Consider the following 17,286-nt stretch of genomic DNA (forward strand, 5'->3'; position numbering starts at 1 on the left):
AGGGACTCAAGGAGATTGGTCTGGTTTTCTTCCCTCTCCCTCAGGGAGAGGGCCAGGGTGAGGGGAGATATATCCATATCATAAATGAATAGACTTGGCAGAAAACGATATTTTTTCTACTCTTCAATCTATGGCGTAATACAAAAAAATGAATTGTTGCCGGAGTCACCATGCCACGCCCACTGAATAACCCTGAAACTGCGTTGAATGCGCAAAACTTGCTGGCATTGCCTGCTGAATTTGGTTGCCCGGTCTGGGTATACGATGCAGAAATTATTCGCCAGCAAATCGCGCAACTGCGCCAGTTTGATGTGATTCGTTTTGCCCAAAAAGCCTGTTCCAACATTCATATTTTGCGCCTGATGCGCGAACAAGGCGTGAAGGTCGATTCGGTTTCGCAGGGCGAAATTGAACGGGCGTTAGCGGCGGGATATCAGCCGCTGGAGAACAAAGACGACATCGTTTTTACTGCCGATATGATTGACCAGCCAACTCTGGCGTTAGTCGCCGAACAGCAAATCCCGGTTAACGCCGGTTCCGTTGATATGTTGCAGCAGCTTGGCGAAGTGTCGCCGGGGCATCGTGTCTGGTTGCGCGTCAATCCAGGCTTTGGTCACGGTCACAGCCAGAAAACCAATACTGGCGGTGAAAACAGCAAACACGGTATCTGGCATGCGGATTTACCGCAGGCGCTGGAGGTGATTCAACGCTACAAACTGCAACTGGTCGGCATTCATATGCATATTGGTTCAGGCGTTGATTACGGGCATCTGGAACGTGTTTGTGGCGCGATGGTGCAACAGGTGATTGATTTTGGTCAGGATCTGGAAGCTATTTCCGCAGGCGGTGGTTTGTCGATTCCCTATCGCGAAGGCGAAGAAACCATCGACACCAATCATTATTACGGTTTGTGGAATGCGGCTCGTGAAAAAATCGCTCAACGTCTGGGGCATCCGGTGAAACTGGAGATCGAACCTGGGCGTTTCCTGGTGGCGGAATCGGGCGTGCTGGTGGCACAAGTGCGTTCAGTGAAAAACATGGGCTCGCGCCACTTCGTGCTGATTGATGCCGGTTTTAACGATTTGATGCGCCCGTCAATGTACGGTAGCTATCATCATATTTCTGCGTTAGCGGGGGATGGACGTGAGCTGGCGACGTTGCCACTGGTCGAAACCGTGGTCGCCGGTCCATTGTGTGAATCCGGCGATGTGTTTACCCAGCAAGAAGGTGGCAAAGTGGAAACCCGTGCGCTGCCACCGGTGCAAGTCGGCGACTATCTGGTGCTGCACGATACCGGCGCGTATGGCGCATCGATGTCGTCCAACTACAATAGCCGCCCGCTGCTGCCGGAAGTATTGTTTGATAACGGCAAAGCGCGGCTGATTCGCCGCCGCCAGACGGTGCAGGAGTTGTTGGCTTTAGAGCTTATCTAAACTGTAAAACGGGCCAGGCCCCACGGATTCCCGCAACACCAGCTTGCCAACAAACGGTGGGATCGCCTCGAGCGACTCGCCGTTTGCCAGTTTTATTGCCTGATTGATAGCCGTGATGATCATGTTATCGATAGGCAAATAAACGCTGGATAACGCAGGCTCCAGCCACTGCGCGCTCGGCGCATCATCAAAACCAAACAACGAAATATCTTGCGGAATGCGCACTCCAGCCTGATGCAGCGCTTTCGACGCACCCAGCGCCATATCGTCGTTGCAGGCAAACAGTGCAGTAAACGGGACGCGGCTTTCCAGTAACTCCAGGCACAGCTTGTGGCCAAGCTCCATGCTGGAATCGCCGTATTTCACCCGATCTTCGCTAAAAGCAATGCTATGTTTTTGCAGTGCTTGCCGATAGCCCATCAGGCGCGCCTGGCCGGTTGGCGTGGAAATCGGTACGGTGATACAGGCAATATCGCGATGGCCCTGCTGAATTAAATAGTCTGTCGCTTTAAATGCGGCATCTTGTTGTTCGAAGAAAACGCAGCGATCGCGCGCCTGGCTCACATCGCGGTTAATCACCACCAGCGGCACTTTGATGCTATTCATTAGCGACAATAATGTACGTTCACTCATAAAACGGGTGTACAGCACAATGGCGTCACAGTGCCGGTCTACCAGCATTTGCACGGCTTCGAGTTCTTTCTGCGGTGTGTCGTGCCCATCGGTGACAATCAGTTGCTTTCCCCACACTTCAGTCTGGCGCGAGGCTTGTTGTAACAGTCGGCCAAAGTAGAAGCCATCAAACGTCGATACCACCAGACCCACACTATTACTGCTGCGATTGGCGAGCGATCGCGCCAGAAAATTAGGGCGATAACCTAACTCTTCCATAGCGCTAAACACCTGTTCGCGGGTGGTCTCTTTGACTTGCCCAATCCCGTTGAGCACGCGTGATACCGTTGCTTTGGAAACGCCTGCGCGTAGCGCGACATCCAGCATTGTTACCATCAATTCATTCCTGAGTAAGACGCTTAGCCGCGTGGTCGCATAATTTCGCTAGTTTATCACGCTGGGCTGATGAAACATCGTGCTTGCGGCTTCGCTATGCCATTTGGCGGAGCGGATCACGCTTTTGTACCCGTCATACTTCAAGTTGCAGGCGCGTTGGCTGCTTTCAATCACCCGAATCACTTACTTTAGTAAGCTCATCGGGATTCCTTCTTTTGCCGCCTTCCTGCATCTTGAATTATTTAGGGTATGAATTTATTTGGTATGCCAAATTGGTTTTATTGGAATTCCAATATAACGATGTGGGACATTTATCACGGAATTGTTAGGCGGTTGATCCTATTTTTGGCATACCAAAACGTTCGTTAAACATCACCCTACATAATAAAAAACGACAACACAGAGGTATACCCAATGGCATTACAGGAAAAGTTAATCGACTCGCTGGGGAGTTTCGCCACGAAATTCAACAGTTACCGTTATATTATGGCGATCAAAGCCTCGTTCATCACCCTGATGCCAGTGATTATTGTCGGGGCGTTCTCGGTACTGATTTCTAACATGGTGCTGGACCCGAAAAACGGCCTGGCCAGTTTTTCTGCATTGTCGTTTCTGGCACAGCTGAAACCAATCACCGCGGCGATTAACTACGCCACGCTTAACTTTTTGAACATCGGTGCGGTGTTCCTGATTGGTATCGAATTGGGGCGCATCAACGGTATTAAAAGTTTGTTCCCCGGCTTGCTGGCGGTGATTTGCTTTATTTGCGTGACGCCAACGACCATCGAAATGATGGTCGATGGGCAAATGCACATGGTGAAAGATATTCTGGCACGCCAGTTTTCTGATACCCGCAGCCTGTTCCTCGGCATGTTTATTGCCATTTTGTCGGTTGAAGTTTACTGCTGGCTGGAAAAACGCGAAGGGCTGAAAATCAAAATGCCTGATACCGTTCCGCCAAATGTCTCTGCCTCTTTCTCTGCATTAATTCCTTCAATCATCACCGTTACCGCCATCGCGACTTTCGGTTTCATCTTCCATCAGACCACCGGCATGTATCTGTATGACGCGGTGTATCAGGTGGTGCAGCAACCGCTGGAAAAAGTGGTGCAGAGCCTGCCGGGTATTTTGCTGCTGATGTTTGTCGCTCAGCTGTTCTGGGTTATCGGTATTCACGGTAACCAGATGATCAAACCTATCCGTGAACCGCTGCTGCTTGGCGCGATTACCGTCAACATGAGTGCTTTTGAGCAAGGTAAAGAGATCCCCAATATCATCACCATGCCGTTCTGGGATGTGTACATGAGTATTGGCGGTTCGGGTTTAACCATCGGCTTGCTGATTGCGGTAATGATTGCCACTAAACGCAAAGAAATGAAAGAGATAGCTAAGCTCTCTTTCGGCCCCGGCATTTTTAATATCAACGAGCCGGTGATTTTTGGTATGCCGATTATGCTAAACCCAATTTTGGCTATTCCCTTCATTATTACCCCACTGGTAACCGGCACGATTGGCTACTTCGCCACCGCAATGGGTTTTGCTGGTAAAGCGGTAGTGATGGTGCCGTGGACCACACCGCCGTTGATTAACGCCTGGCTCTCTACCGCCGGTTCGATGGGCGCGGTGGTGACACAATTGGGCTGTATTCTGGTTTCCGTGCTGATTTATCTGCCGTTTGTGAAAATTGCCTCTCGCCGTGCTGAGCAGGCGCAGTTGCAGGCCGAACAGCAACAACTTGCCAAAAACGCGTGAGGAAGGCATGAGCAACGTAAAAGTCACTATCCCAAAAGATTTTATCCTCGGCGCTGCGGCATCAGCCTGGCAAACCGAAGGCTGGAGCGGCAAAAAAGAAGGGCAGGATTCCTGGCTGGATGCCTGGTACAAAAACGACCGCCATGTGTGGCACGAGGGCTATGGCCCAGCAGTCGCCACTGATTTTATCAATCGCTATCGTGAAGATGTCGCATTGATGAAACTGGCGGGGCTGACGCATTACCGCACCTCAATTAACTGGTCGCGTTTTTTCACCGATTATGAAAAGGGCATCGTCGACGAGGAATATGCGCAGTATTACGACAATCTGATCGACGAAATGCGCCGCACCGGCATTGAACCGATGATCTGCCTCGAACATTATGAACTGCCCGCCACGCTGTTCGAAAACTATGGCGGTTGGGCGTCGAAAAAAGTGGTCGAGTTGTATGTGTTGTATGCGGAAAAAGTCTTTGCCCGTTACGCTCACAAGGTGAATCGCTGGTTTACGTTTAACGAGCCGATTGTAGTGCAAACCCGCGTCTATCTGGATGCGTTACGCTGGCCATACGAGCAAAATACCCATAAGTGGATGCAGTGGAATCACCATAAAAACCTCGCTACGGCGAAAGTGGTGAAACTGTTCCGTGAGAAAGGTTACAGCGGAACCGTGGGCTGCATTCTTAACCCGGAAGTCACTTATGCGCGTTCGAGTGCTGCCCATGATCGGCAAGCCGCGCAGATTTACGACCTGTTCTACAACCGGGTATTTTTAGACCCGTTAGTGCATGGTGAATATCCTCAGCAGTTGTTCGAACTGCTGGAAAAACATGACGTGCAATGGGATTTCAACGAACAGGAATTAGCGATTATTCGCGAGAATACTGTCGACGAGCTGGGTATCAACCTGTATTACCCGCATCGTGTCAAAGCGCCGTCGCGCGCCTGGAACCCAGAAACGCCATTCCATCCCGCTTATTACTACGAGCCGTTTGAATTGCCAGGGCGGCGCATGAATAAGTCGCGCGGCTGGGAAATTTATCCACGCATTGTTTATGACATGGCGATGCGCATTAAAACCGAGTATCGCAATATCCCGTGGTTTGTGGCGGAAAGCGGCATGGGGACGGAAAACGAAGCGCAATTCCGCAATGCCGATGGCGTGATAGCGGATGATTATCGCATCAGCTTTATCAGCGAACATTTGTACCAGGCGCTGCGTGCCCGCGAAGAGGGCGCAAACTGCCAGGGTTACATGCTGTGGGCCTTTACCGATAACGTTTCGCCAATGAACGCTTTCAAAAACCGCTATGGTTTGATTGAAATTGATCTGCAAAATAATCGTGCGCGGAGGGCGAAAAAGTCAGCCCATTGGTATCGCTCTTTAAGTGAGTCGCGCACTTTACAGCTCAATATTGATGATGAATGGAAATAATCATTCAGCAGCTTAATTTGATAAGCTAGCAGGCATTAATCAGCGGCAGTACGTTATGCCGCTGAGAATCGACAAATACGGGTGATATCGTGGACAAGGTAGTGCTTTCGCCAGAAAAAAAACAATACCAGGAAATTGGTGAGGATCTGCGCGCGCAAATCATGCAGGGATTGTATCCGGTCGGTTCGCGTTTGCCGCCTGAACGTAACATTGCCGAAACGTACGGTGTCAGTCGCACCATTGTTCGTGAAGCATTACTGATGCTGGAATTGCAGGGCACGGTCGATATTCGCCAGGGATCGGGTGTGTATGTGACGCGCGTTCCGGCAGAAAATGAAGCGGAAGAAGAAGCTTTTTTCAGTAGCGATATTGGTCCCTTTGAAATGCTGCAAGCACGCCAGTTGCTCGAAAGTAATATTGCGGCCTTTGCCGCAAAAATGGCCACCAAAGCGGATATCGATAACCTCAAACGTATCCTTGAACAAGAACAACGTGCCATTGCGATGAATGACCTGAGCCAGGACAACTGCAAGATGTTTCACCTGGTTCTGGCAGGGGCGTCGCAAAACCAGATGTTGTTGGCGACGGTAGAAAGTATCTGGCGTCATCTTGATAGCAGCCCGATGTGGCAGCAATTACGTGCGCATATCGACACCCGTAGCTATCGCCTGAAATGGCTGGGTGACCTGCAAACCATTCTGGCAGCGCTGCGCCGCCGCGATGTGATGGGTTCGTGGCAGGCGATGTGGCAGCATTTAGAAAACGTTAAAAACAGCCTGCTTGAACAGTCTGACTCCGATGCACCAGATTTTGATGGCTACTTATTCGAGTCGGTTCCCATTTTCCAGGGGAAGTTGATGTGAAGATTCTGCCACTCTACGCCGTACCACAATATGGGCCGCAAGTGACGGACTGGCTGTGGCAAGCGTTTGGCACCTCTGATAGCCGTGACTTTTTCGCCTCAATTGTGGCAACCAGCCAGCGAGAAGGGGAAATGCCGCTGACATTTGTCGCTGTAGAGGGGGACAAGTTAGTAGGAACGGTAGGGTTGTGGCGCTGCGATTTAATTAGCCGCCAGGATCTCTATCCGTGGCTCGCGGCGTTATACATTGATGAAAAGCAGCGTGGCCGCGGGTTAGGCGCACAATTGCAACAGCACGTTATTGAATATGCCCGTACGCTCGGCTACCCCCAGTTGTATCTCTATTCGGCCTGTAAAGATTACTACGAGCGTTTTGGCTGGCAGTATATCGGCGACGGACTAGACTACCCGAGCAAGTCTGTGCACCTTTATCGGTTTACTCTTTAAATCTCTCTTCCCTGAGTGCTCACTCACCAATTGTCTGAATTGTTGCCCATCACCATCGTAATACGACCGAAACCTCGCCTGCACTACTGAAAATCAGTAACATTATTCTCACATCTGTGAGGGCCGAGGTTTGGTGGCCTTATATCAACAACAAGGAGCGGAAATGAAGCTTAACTCAATTCAGTCAATGGTAGCGGGAACGGTGTTAGTTGCGATGACTTCGCTGCCAGCGGTTGCCGCTGAGTCTGCCCAGGCGCTTTACAAACAATGCGAAGCGAAAGAATCGACTGCCGAGCAGCGTGAATGTTATCCGGCCGTGGTGAAGCAATCTGAGGCCGAACTGGTCGCAATTGAGAAAAAGACGCGGGCGGATCTGGTCGAGCTTGAGAATATGAGCGAAGGGAGCAAGTCACTGCAGCCTGTTAAGGCATTCGACAATGCAGAGCGTGCGTATCGTGAGTTTCGCACTGCCGAAAGCCATCGCGTGTTGACGTCCTACGGTTCAGGTAATGGCGGCGGTCTTGCCGCTTACCAAACAATCATCGAAATGAACCTTTCGAGAATCAAACAGTTGAGTGATGATTAATATCATTACTCTCCTGAATAAGTAATCACCGAATGGCGGCGTACCAGCGTTGGGCTGAACATATGCGTGATTTCAGGTAACTCACGTTTTTCAGCCAGCGCCAGGGCCAGTTCTGCGGCCTGCGCCGCCATGGTGATGATTGGGTAACGAACGGTTGTCAGGCGCGGGCGTACGTAGCGTGAGATCAACACATCATCGAAGCCAATCAGTGAAATCTCTTTTGGTACATCAATCCCGTTGTCGTTCAACACGCCCATCGCTCCTGCGGCCATGGAGTCGTTGTAACACGCAACGGCGCTGAAATGTCTTCCACGACCTAACAACTCTGTCATTGCCAACTCGCCGCCGCTTTCATCAGGTTCACCGTAAGTCACTAACCGCTCGTTAACCGGTAAACCGTGTTCGGTTAGTGCGTCGTAATAACCTTGCAAGCGGTCCTCTGCATCTGAAATCTGGTGGTTGGAACAGAGGTAGCCAATTTTGGTATGGCCTTGTTGAATCAGATGGCGTGTGGCAAGCCAGGCGCCGTAGCGGTCATCCAGCGCCACACAGCGCTGCTCGAAACCGGGAATAATGCGGTTGATAACTACCATGCCCGGCATCTGCTTCATTAATGAAATCAGTTCGCTATCAGGGATTTTTTTTGCATGAACCACCAGGGCGGCACAACGATGGCGGATGAGTTGCTCAATTGCCTGGCGTTCTTTTTGTTCGTTGTGGTAACCGTTACCAATCAATAAAAAGTTGCCGGTACGATAGGCGACTTGTTCGACGGCTTTGACCATCGCGCCGAAGAAGGGATCGGATACATCACCCACTATCAAACCAATAGTTTCAGTAGTTTGCTGAGCCAGCGCTCGCGCATTTGCGTTAGGGTGGTAATTCAGTTCTTCCATCGCACTGGTCACCGCCAGACGTGACGCCTCGCTGGCTTTTGGTGAATCATTAATGACACGAGATACCGTGGCGACAGAAACGCCTGCCAGTTTTGCTACATCCTTTATTGTCGCCATCGAAAGTGTTCCTGAGTGGGTAAGCGTTTACACAATTTTAAGTGTTACGGAAAAGTCGTGCTACTTCAAGCGCGCAACTGTATTCATCGTCGCAAACTCATGCAAAAAACGGCCATTTTTAGTGTAATCGTTACACTTATTTGCCGCTGAAATTTAAGCGCAACGGGAGTGATTGTCATGTTCTGGATTTTTAATGATTTCAGACTAAATCTTTGCTTACAGTTTGCATCGCGCTGTTGCTATTTCGACATGGCGAAGACTGACTCGCCACTGCTACATTTGAAGTCCCAGAGGTATTGATAGGTGATGTCAGCTTCTAATTGCTGATCACATGAATTACACCAACCTGCGCGGATGCGCAGGTTTTTTTTGCCCAAAATTTGCCTGCCTGTAACAAGACTCAATGTTTTAAACACCTGGTTGCACTTTCCGCTAATTCCCTTGCTCTTTCTCGCTGGTGAGCCTGCCAGGAGTGCGCCACAATTCAAATCCCAGAGGTATTGATTGGTGAGAATTCCAGGTACGTTGTTGAGTACCATTCTTTTGCACCAACCTGCGCAGATGCGCAGGTTTTTTTTTGCTTTATTTTCAGAGTTCGTGTTCCTCGAAACTATCGCTCCTTTGAAGTTAGTCATGTAATCTGCCACTACACTTAAGTGCCTGCGGTTTATTCATGACAAAGGGAGTTGCTATGCTATTTGGTTTTTTCCGTACGTTATTTCGTATTCTGTTCAGAGTGCGTCTTTATGGTGATCCTCAAGTTCTCTCCCAATCGCGCGTTCTGATCGTCCCTAACCACGTATCCTTCATTGATGGAATTTTGTTAGCGTTATTTTTACCCGGACGCCCGGTATTCGCCGTCTATTCTTCTATCAGCCAGCAGTGGTACATGCGTTGGCTGAAATCACTGATTGATTTTGTACCGCTCGACCCAACCAAACCGATGTCGATTAAGCATCTGGTTCGCCTGGTGGAACAGGGCCGACCGGTGGTTATCTTCCCGGAAGGGCGCATTTCGGTGACCGGTTCGTTGATGAAAATCTATGAAGGGGCGGGGTTTGTTGCCGCTAAATCGAATGCGACGGTTATCCCGATTCGTATTGATGGCGCTGAGCTGAGCTTCTTTAGCCGCCTGAAAGGTCTGGTAAAACGCCGCGTATTCCCTCGTATCAACCTGCATATTCTGCCACCGACTTCGATTGCGATGCCGGATGCGCCGCGCGCCCGTGACCGCCGTAAAATGGCGGGTGAAATGCTGCATCAAATTATGATGGAAGCGCGGATGGCGATACGTCCTCGTGAAACATTGTACGAAGCGCTACTTGCCGCGCAGCGTCGTTACGGTGAGCGCAAAAACTGTATTGAAGATATCAATTTCAAACCGGATACCTACCGTAGCCTGTTAACTAAGACGCTGTTTGTCGGGCGTATTTTGGATAAATACACCGCACAAGGAGAAACTATTGGCCTGATGTTGCCGAATGCGGCGATTAGTGCCGCGGTGATTTTTGGTGCTTCTTCTCGCGGGCGAATTCCGGCGATGATGAACTACACCGCAGGTGTGAAAGGGTTGACCAGTGCCATTACCGCGGCGCAACTCAAAACCATTTTCACCTCCCGTCAGTTCCTCGACAAAGGCAAGTTATGGCATTTGCCGGAGCAACTCACGCAGGTGCGCTGGGTGTTTCTGGAAGATTTAAAAGCTGATGTCACGCTTGCCGATAAACTTTGGATTTTTAGCCATTTATTAATGCCGCGTTTGGCACAGGTTAAACAGCAACCCGAAGACGCCGCGATGGTGTTGTTTACCTCTGGTTCTGAGGGCAATCCAAAAGGTGTGGTGCATAGCCATAAAAGTTTACTGGCGAACGTTGAGCAAATTCGCACTATCGCGGATTTCACCGCCAACGACCGTTTTATGTCAGCACTACCGTTATTCCACTCGTTTGGCCTGACCGTCGGCTTATTCACGCCGTTGCTCACCGGTGCCGAAGTCTTCCTCTATCCAAGCCCGCTGCATTACCGCATTGTGCCGGAACTGGTTTATGACCGTAACTGCACCGTATTGTTTGGCACATCCACCTTCCTCGGCAACTATGCCCGTTTCGCTAATCCTTATGACTTCTACCGTCTGCGTTACGTGGTGGCGGGAGCAGAAAAGCTCCAGGAAAGCACTAAACAGCTCTGGCAGGATAAATTTGGCCTGCGCATTCTGGAAGGTTATGGCGTGACCGAATGTGCGCCAGTGGTTTCAATTAACGTCCCGATGGCGGCAAAAGTTGGCACCGTTGGGCGTATTCTGCCCGCGATGGATGCCCGTCTGATGGCGGTGCCTGGTATTGAAGAGGGTGGGCGGCTGCAATTGAAAGGGCCAAACATCATGAAGGGCTATCTGCGTGTCGAAAATCCAGGTGTGCTGGAAGCGCCGTGTGCTGAAAATGCGCAGGGGGAAATGGAGCCGGGTTGGTACGACACGGGTGATATTGTCCGGTTTGATGAGCACGGCTTTTGTGTGATTCAGGGGCGCGCTAAACGCTTTGCCAAAATTGCCGGTGAAATGGTTTCGCTGGAAATGGTCGAGCAATTGGCACTGGGTGTTTCGCCTGAGAAAATGCACGCAACGGTTATCAAAACTGACGCAGCAAAAGGTGAAGCTCTGGTGATGTTCACCACGGATAATGACCTCAGCCGTGAAAAATTGTTGCAACATGCGCGTGCAAACGGCGTGCCTGAGCTGGCGGTTCCCCGTGATATTCGCTTCCTCAAACAGTTACCTTTACTCGGCAGCGGCAAACCTGATTTTGTCAGCCTGAAAGTGCTGGTAGACCAACCGGAGACAGAGAATGCGTGATAGCGCCGTGAACGATACCTCTATTTGGTCCAGAGGTATGATGGCAGTAACAGGCGCGCAGTTTTTATCGGCGTTTGGTGACAATGCTTTGCTATTTGCCACGCTGGCGGTACTCAAACAGCAGTTCTATCCCGACTGGAGCCAACCGGTTTTGCAGATGGTGTTTGTCGGTGCTTACATTTTGTTTGCTCCGTTTGTCGGCCAGGTGGCGGATAGCTTTGCCAAAGGGCGAGTGATGATGTTTGCCAACTGCCTCAAGCTCATCGGCGCGGCGGTTATCTGTTTTGGACTTAATCCCTTTGTCGGTTACACACTGGTGGGAATAGGTGCTGCGACATATTCACCGGCTAAATACGGGATTCTTGGTGAACTTACGACCGGTGACCGCCTGGTGAAGGCAAATGGCTTGATGGAGTCATCGACCATTGCTGCGATTCTGCTAGGTTCTATGGCGGGCGGTGTACTGGCTGATTGGCATATTGTTGCGGCACTGGGCGTTTGCGTGCTGGTGTATGCTGGGGCGGTCGTCGCTAATATGTTTATTCCGAAACTTGCACCGGCGCGTCCTGGTCAGTCATGGCGCTTTACTCCCATGACCCGAAGTTTCTTCAATGCTTGCCGCACGTTATGGCAGAACGGTGAAACTCGTTTCTCATTAGTGGGAACCAGCTTGTTCTGGGGCGCTGGTGTGACATTGCGTTTCTTGTTGGTGTTATGGGTACCGGTAGCGCTGGGCATTACCGATAACGCGACGCCAACTTACCTGAACGCGATGGTCGCAGTGGGCATTGTGGTGGGAGCCGGGGCTGCGGCTAAACTGGTGACGCTTAAAACCGTGGCGCGGTGCATGCCTGCAGGGATTTTGATTGGCGTTGGCGTGTTGTTCTTTGCCATGCAACACGCGTTGCTACCGTCTTACATGTTGTTAGTGCTGATTGGTATTTTGGGCGGGTTCTTCGTTGTCCCGCTCAATGCGCTACTGCAGGAGCGGGGTAAACATTCGGTAGGAGCAGGGAATGCCATTGCGGTACAAAATCTCGGTGAAAATGCCGCGATGCTGCTGATGTTAGGGCTTTATTCACTGGCGGTTAAAATCGGTGTACCCATTGTCGGCATCGGTATTGGTTTCGGAGCTGTATTTGCGCTGGCCATTACTGGGTTGTGGGTTTGGCAGATTCGCCGTTAATAACTTGATCCATCTTCGAATAGAAGTTTGAATTGTTAAACTGTAAAATAAGCTGTTCTACAGTCTCGAAAATATACAGTGAATAAACTCATTTTTTCAATGATAAGGATTATCGAATGTTTTTATGTAATAAAACGCTTTTAGCCACCATTTTCACGGGGGTGCTATTAATAACTGGTTGTGATCAAAATACACCTAAAGCAACAACTGAAAAATCGCAAGTAGCAAAAGAGGATACTTTGGTGGTGGCTCGAGCTGGGTTTAAAACTAAAATTATCGAAACCAATTTTGAAGGAGATAGTGCGCCAATCACACCTCCTGCAGAGGTTTTCAATCTTATTCATTACCCAGCAAAAGATGGCGCGATGGCCGCCTTTATTACTCCTGATCCAAAGGATAACGTGAAACATCCTGCGGTTATTTGGCTGGTGGGCGGTTATGGCGGTATTGGAAGCGACGATTTTTTCTGGGCTGAACAACCCAAAGACAATGATCAAACCGGTAGCGCATTTCGCAAAGCCGGCATTACCATGATGATCCCTAGTTTTCGTGGTGAAAATGGCAACCCAGGCCGCTATGAGATGTTTTATGGCGAACTGGATGATTTGGAATCAGCCAGATCATGGCTAGCCAGTCAGCCATGGGTTGATGCAAACAGAATTTATGTGGTTGGTCACAGTACCGGCGGTACCCGAGCGTTACTTGCCAGTGAGCTATCCGATAAATATCGTGCGGTATTTTCGCTGGGAGGGATCCCTGATCTGAAAAAACGCATCGAAGGTGGGAAAATGATGGTTAACGTTCCATTTGATCAAACCAACCCTCAAGAATTCAAATTAAGATCGCCGCAATTCTTTATTTCTTCTATTAAAGTGCCGACCTTCTATTTTGAAGGTGAAGAATATTATTGGTCTGAATTTGATGAAATAAAGGCATCAGCTAAAGCGCAACACATACCATTGCAAGTCTATAAAATTAATGGTGGCGATCACTTCAATATTATTACCCCCGTATCAGAGACTATTGCAAAAAAAATACTCTCGGATACGGATAGTAAAACTTCAATTTCATTCGATGCAACGGATATTAAAAGTATAGAAAGTAATATTCATCATTAAACTGATAATGCTTCTGGTCGTTTTTTTGGGTTTCCTGCGGGCGAGATAATATGCCCGCAGGAAAACTATTATTACGGTGCCGGGTAGGTATAAACCCGGTTCACCGCTTCCAGTTCTTCAATCACTTCTTCACTTAAATCCAGATGCAGGCTTTCAAGGTTGGTTTTCAACTGCTCAAGCGTAGTTGCGCCCAACAGTGTGCTGGCAACAAATGGTTGGCGGCGAACAAAAGCCAAAGCCATTTGGGCGGGATCCAGATTGTGTCGTTTAGCGACATCGACATAAGCCGCAACTGCATGCTGAGCTTGTTCACCGCTGTAGCGTGTGAAACGACTAAACAGTGTGTGGCGCGCACCTGCAGGTTTGGCTCCATTGAGATATTTCCCGGTCAGTGTACCGAACCCCAGGCAGGAATAGGCCAGTAGCTCAACACCTTCACGCTGAGTGATCTCCGCCAGCCCCACTTCAAAGCTGCGGTTTACCAGACTGTACGGGTTTTGGATGGTGACAATGCGCGGTAAATCATGTTTTTCAGCCAGTTGCAGGTAACGCATAACGCCCCATGGCGTTTCGTTGGATACACCGATGTAGCGGATTTTCCCGGCTCGCTGGAACTCAGTCAGTGCTTCCAGGGTTTCAAGCAATGTGACCGGCACTGCGTTATCGGTCCACGTATAACCCAGCTTGCCAAAGCAGTTGGTGGCGCGTTGCGGCCAGTGAACTTGATAGAGATCGATATAGTCGGTTTGCAGACGCTTCAGGCTGGCATCCAGCGCATCACGAATGTTCCTGCGATCCAGCATTTGGTTTGGGCGAATGCCAACATCATTATTGCGGCTTGGGCCGCTGACCTTGGTGGCAATGATCAGCTTCTCGCGATTCGCGCGCTGCTTTAGCCAGTTACCGACATAGGTCTCTGTTAACCCTTGTGTCTCCGGGCGTGGCGGTACAGGGTACATTTCTGCGACATCAATCAGGTTAACGCCCTGGTGTACTGCGTAATCAAGCTGTGCATGTGCGTCGGCTTCGCTGTTTTGCTCACCAAACGTCATGGTTCCCAACCCTAGCGTACTTATTTCAAGGGCGCTGTGGGGGATACGGTGATATTGCATAGCCGCTTTCCTTATTCTTATGTCTTATCGGTCAGGCGAGCGCCCGACAAAAAATGGACTATAAACATGGCAGAGGGGGAGCAAAAGCGGAAGAGGGTAAGTGAAGAAAAAGTGTTACAGGCCAGCGAGGCGCTGACCTTTAAAGGCTGTATTTTCTAGCGTTCAATGATTTGTGAAACATCATCGCGATTAATTTGCATCTCGTTGCCTTGCTGATCGCGATAGCTGACTAAGCCTGTGTCGTCATCGACTTTGGGTTTACCGTCAGTCAGGATCATACGGCCATCTTTGGTCGCCATCACGTAATCACTGCTACAACCGGAAACCGCAAATGCCAGACCGACAGCGGAAATAAGAACTGCCCATTTTTTCATCGTTATTCGCCTCGTGTGGTTTGGTATGACCTATACAGTCTAGTAATAACTCGACTAGCCAGAGATGATAAGCAGTAAATTCTTAAAAGAAACAGAGGGGAAGCCAGAATGCTTCCCCTGCGTACGCTACAGCGGGTTCTTTTTGTTACGAATCAAATTCAATGTCTCTACGGCTATTGAGAAGAACATCGCAAAGTAGATGTAACCTTTCGGCACATGAATATCAAAACCTTCAAGAATCAGTGTGAAGCCGACCAGCAACAAGAATGACAGCGCTAACATTTTCACCGACGGGTGACGTTCAACAAAATCACCAATCGATTTTGCGGCGAACATCATCACCATCACGGCAATAATCACTGCCGCCATCATGATGAACAGATGATCGGACAGGCCGACGGCAGTAATAACCGAGTCGAGGCTGAAAATAATATCCAGCAGCATAATTTGCACGATGGCACCGAAGAAAGAGTGAACGTTAGTTTTTATGCTCTCTTCCTCGCCTTCAATGGACTCGTGGATTTCTTTGCTCGCTTTCCAGATTAAGAACAAGCCACCCAATGCCAAAATAAGGTCTCGCGCCGAGAATTCATGACCCATGATGCTAAACAGCGGGTGAATTAAGTGTGTCATCCAGGCGATAGAGGCCAGCAAAACCAGACGCATAATCATCGCGGCGCCCAGTCCCAGGCGGCGAGCTTTAGCCTGTTGAGCTTGAGGCAACTTCGCCACGACTAATGAGAGAAAAATGATATTGTCGATACCCAGAACAATTTCCAGAATCGTCAGAGTACCCAGCGCCATCCACGCATTAGGATCAGTAATCCATGCAAACAACATTAAAAAATCCTGCCTGAAATTTATAAAACGCCAATTATAAACTCCAGCAAGGATCTGGGTGCAAGTTAAATGAATCTACAACGAGAAATGATTAGCTAGCAGAGCCGCTGTAAAGTTCTTTTTTAGATAAAAACCGCGTGGTAACGTCAGAATTGGTGCGCCGTCGGCACCCACCGCATCAGTTAACGCTTTACTGTTGGCAGCTTTCGGACGCAACTGCAGTACTTCACCATGACGGGCAGTGATACGTTCGACCTGGCCCAGCACAATTAAATCCATCAACTCTTCCCAATCCAAACATAGCTGCCGCTCTTCTTCTGCTGAAGGTGCCCACAATAATGGTGAGCCGATATGCCTTTCCGCCAGCGGAATTTGCCGCTCTCCTTCAACAGGGATCCACAGCACGCGTTTTAGCTTGTGGCGCACATGGCTGGTTTCCCAAACCACGCCAGTATTGCCGGTGAGTGGGGCAACACAAACAAAAGTGGTTTCCAGTGGGCGACCGAGTCTATCAACTGGGATCGTTTTTAATTCGATACCTAGTGCTGCGAAATCTTGCTCGGGTTTGCTCCCAGCACTGGCACCCAGCCACAATTCAAGTAGAACTCCGATCCAACCTTTGTCACGTTTCAGATCTTTAGGGATCGGCAAATCGGCTAACGTCGCCAATTCACCCAGCGTATATCCCGCGAGTTTCTGGGCTTGAGCCAGTAAAATCTGTTCGTTTTCTGGAGGGTTAAGTAAAGGACGAAGTGCTTCCATTGTGCCTGATTGCCGATCGGTTAAAAAATGAACGTGGTTTACCCACAAGATGGAAATAGTTTAGCGTGTCGGGGGTAAGAATGGCAATCTACTGACTTTTAATCATTTTTATCGTCAAAAAGGAGAGGTTTTGGATTCTGTAAAAACCTTTTCCCATTCTGGTCACTGGCAATGAACAGGATCTTACACTGGGTTATCCACAGAAAAATGGGATAACTGGTAAAAAAGCTCACTACTGGTTCGATTTACAGCCTTGACTGGGGGGTAAAACCCATTTTTTCACCAGTTTGTGACTAACTTGTTGGCACAATCTGTGGATAAAAACGTCATTGGTCGATCTTTCATCAGTGTGAGATTCTGGCATGTGACGATCATCACACTTTCTGGGTGTAAGTTGATTTATTATTGGTTATCTAACTGAAATTTATGTTTTTTTTATTTATGGAAATCACGATGAATTTAGACTTATCCTAAGTTGTCCCGAGAGTATCAGGTAGTTCTTCACAG

Annotated in this window: 16 protein-coding genes; 9 read left to right on the forward strand and 7 right to left on the reverse strand. The window is 49.4% G+C overall.

What is annotated here, in order from left to right:
• Positions 1–170: 170 nt before the first annotated feature.
• Positions 171–1,433: a diaminopimelate decarboxylase gene (gene lysA, locus D8682_RS19980; protein ID WP_064543756.1), complete on the forward strand. Its 1,263-nt coding sequence runs from the start codon at positions 171–173 to the stop codon at positions 1,431–1,433.
• Here the strand turns inward: lysA and D8682_RS19985 are convergent.
• Positions 1,419–2,441, reverse strand: coding sequence for a LacI family DNA-binding transcriptional regulator (locus D8682_RS19985; RefSeq protein ID WP_121814984.1), 1,023 nt, complete (start codon positions 2,439–2,441; stop codon positions 1,419–1,421). The genes lysA and D8682_RS19985 overlap by 15 nt on opposite strands.
• 414 nt (positions 2,442–2,855) lie before the next feature.
• Between D8682_RS19985 and D8682_RS19990 the strand changes: the two genes are divergently transcribed.
• The 5 genes from D8682_RS19990 to D8682_RS20010 all read left to right on the forward strand — a co-directional run bounded on the left by D8682_RS19990 (position 2,856) and on the right by D8682_RS20010 (position 7,523).
• Positions 2,856–4,193, forward strand: a complete 1,338-nt coding sequence (locus tag D8682_RS19990) for a PTS sugar transporter subunit IIC (RefSeq protein WP_064543759.1) — start codon at positions 2,856–2,858, stop codon at positions 4,191–4,193.
• 7 nt (positions 4,194–4,200) lie between these two features.
• Positions 4,201–5,628, forward strand: coding sequence for a glycoside hydrolase family 1 protein (locus D8682_RS19995; RefSeq protein WP_121814985.1), 1,428 nt, complete (start codon positions 4,201–4,203; stop codon positions 5,626–5,628).
• Between the two features lie 89 nt (positions 5,629–5,717).
• Positions 5,718–6,491 (forward strand): FCD domain-containing protein, encoded by a 774-nt coding sequence (locus D8682_RS20000; protein WP_064543761.1) that lies wholly within the window; start codon positions 5,718–5,720, stop codon positions 6,489–6,491.
• A complete protein-coding gene (locus D8682_RS20005; protein ID WP_064543763.1) occupies positions 6,488–6,937 on the forward strand; it encodes a GNAT family N-acetyltransferase in 450 nt (149 codons plus the stop codon). Before D8682_RS20000 ends, D8682_RS20005 begins: the two co-directional genes overlap by 4 nt.
• A 163-nt stretch (positions 6,938–7,100) precedes the next feature.
• Positions 7,101–7,523: a lysozyme inhibitor LprI family protein gene (locus D8682_RS20010; RefSeq protein WP_064543764.1), complete on the forward strand. Its 423-nt coding sequence runs from the start codon at positions 7,101–7,103 to the stop codon at positions 7,521–7,523.
• A 5-nt stretch (positions 7,524–7,528) separates the two neighbouring features.
• On the opposite strand, the gene galR is transcribed toward D8682_RS20010, so the two are convergent.
• Together galR and D8682_RS26820 are read right to left on the reverse strand one after the other, a co-directional pair.
• The gene (galR, locus tag D8682_RS20015; protein WP_064543766.1) at positions 7,529–8,536 is read right to left on the reverse strand and encodes an HTH-type transcriptional regulator GalR; all 1,008 of its coding nucleotides are present in this window, start codon (positions 8,534–8,536) and stop codon (positions 7,529–7,531) included.
• A 239-nt stretch (positions 8,537–8,775) separates the two neighbouring features.
• Entirely contained in the window at positions 8,776–9,171 is a 396-nt protein-coding gene (locus D8682_RS26820; RefSeq protein WP_064543768.1) for a hypothetical protein, read from the reverse strand.
• 56 nt (positions 9,172–9,227) lie between these two features.
• Between D8682_RS26820 and aas the strand changes: the two genes are divergently transcribed.
• From aas to D8682_RS20030, 3 genes are all read left to right on the forward strand, one after another.
• Positions 9,228–11,387 carry a bifunctional acyl-ACP--phospholipid O-acyltransferase/long-chain-fatty-acid--ACP ligase gene (gene aas, locus D8682_RS20020; RefSeq protein ID WP_121814986.1) on the forward strand — a complete coding sequence of 720 codons (2,160 nt, stop codon included), beginning with the start codon at positions 9,228–9,230 and terminating at the stop codon, positions 11,385–11,387.
• Entirely contained in the window at positions 11,380–12,573 is a 1,194-nt protein-coding gene (lplT, locus tag D8682_RS20025) for a lysophospholipid transporter LplT (RefSeq protein WP_121814987.1), read from the forward strand. Before aas ends, lplT begins: the two co-directional genes overlap by 8 nt.
• Positions 12,574–12,689: 116 nt before the next feature.
• Complete coding sequence (locus D8682_RS20030; protein ID WP_121814988.1) at positions 12,690–13,691, forward strand: S9 family peptidase; 1,002 nt, start codon at positions 12,690–12,692, stop codon at positions 13,689–13,691.
• A gap of 71 nt (positions 13,692–13,762) precedes the next feature.
• On the opposite strand, the gene D8682_RS20035 is transcribed toward D8682_RS20030, so the two are convergent.
• The 4 genes from D8682_RS20035 to mutH form a co-directional block, all read right to left on the reverse strand.
• Entirely contained in the window at positions 13,763–14,803 is a 1,041-nt protein-coding gene (locus D8682_RS20035; RefSeq protein WP_121814989.1) for an NADP(H)-dependent aldo-keto reductase, read from the reverse strand.
• Positions 14,804–14,958: 155 nt separating this feature from the next.
• The gene (locus D8682_RS20040) at positions 14,959–15,177 is read right to left on the reverse strand and encodes a YgdI/YgdR family lipoprotein (RefSeq protein ID WP_064543789.1); all 219 of its coding nucleotides are present in this window, start codon (positions 15,175–15,177) and stop codon (positions 14,959–14,961) included.
• A gap of 126 nt (positions 15,178–15,303) precedes the next feature.
• Complete coding sequence (locus D8682_RS20045) at positions 15,304–16,017, reverse strand: TerC family protein (protein WP_121814990.1); 714 nt, start codon at positions 16,015–16,017, stop codon at positions 15,304–15,306.
• A 75-nt stretch (positions 16,018–16,092) separates the two neighbouring features.
• Positions 16,093–16,779: a DNA mismatch repair endonuclease MutH gene (mutH, locus tag D8682_RS20050; RefSeq protein ID WP_121814991.1), complete on the reverse strand. Its 687-nt coding sequence runs from the start codon at positions 16,777–16,779 to the stop codon at positions 16,093–16,095.
• Positions 16,780–17,286 lie beyond the last annotated feature (507 nt).

The sequence above is a fragment of the Buttiauxella sp. 3AFRM03 genome (assembly GCF_003675305.1).
GTDB classification, from domain to species: Bacteria; Pseudomonadota; Gammaproteobacteria; order Enterobacterales; family Enterobacteriaceae; genus Buttiauxella; species Buttiauxella ferragutiae.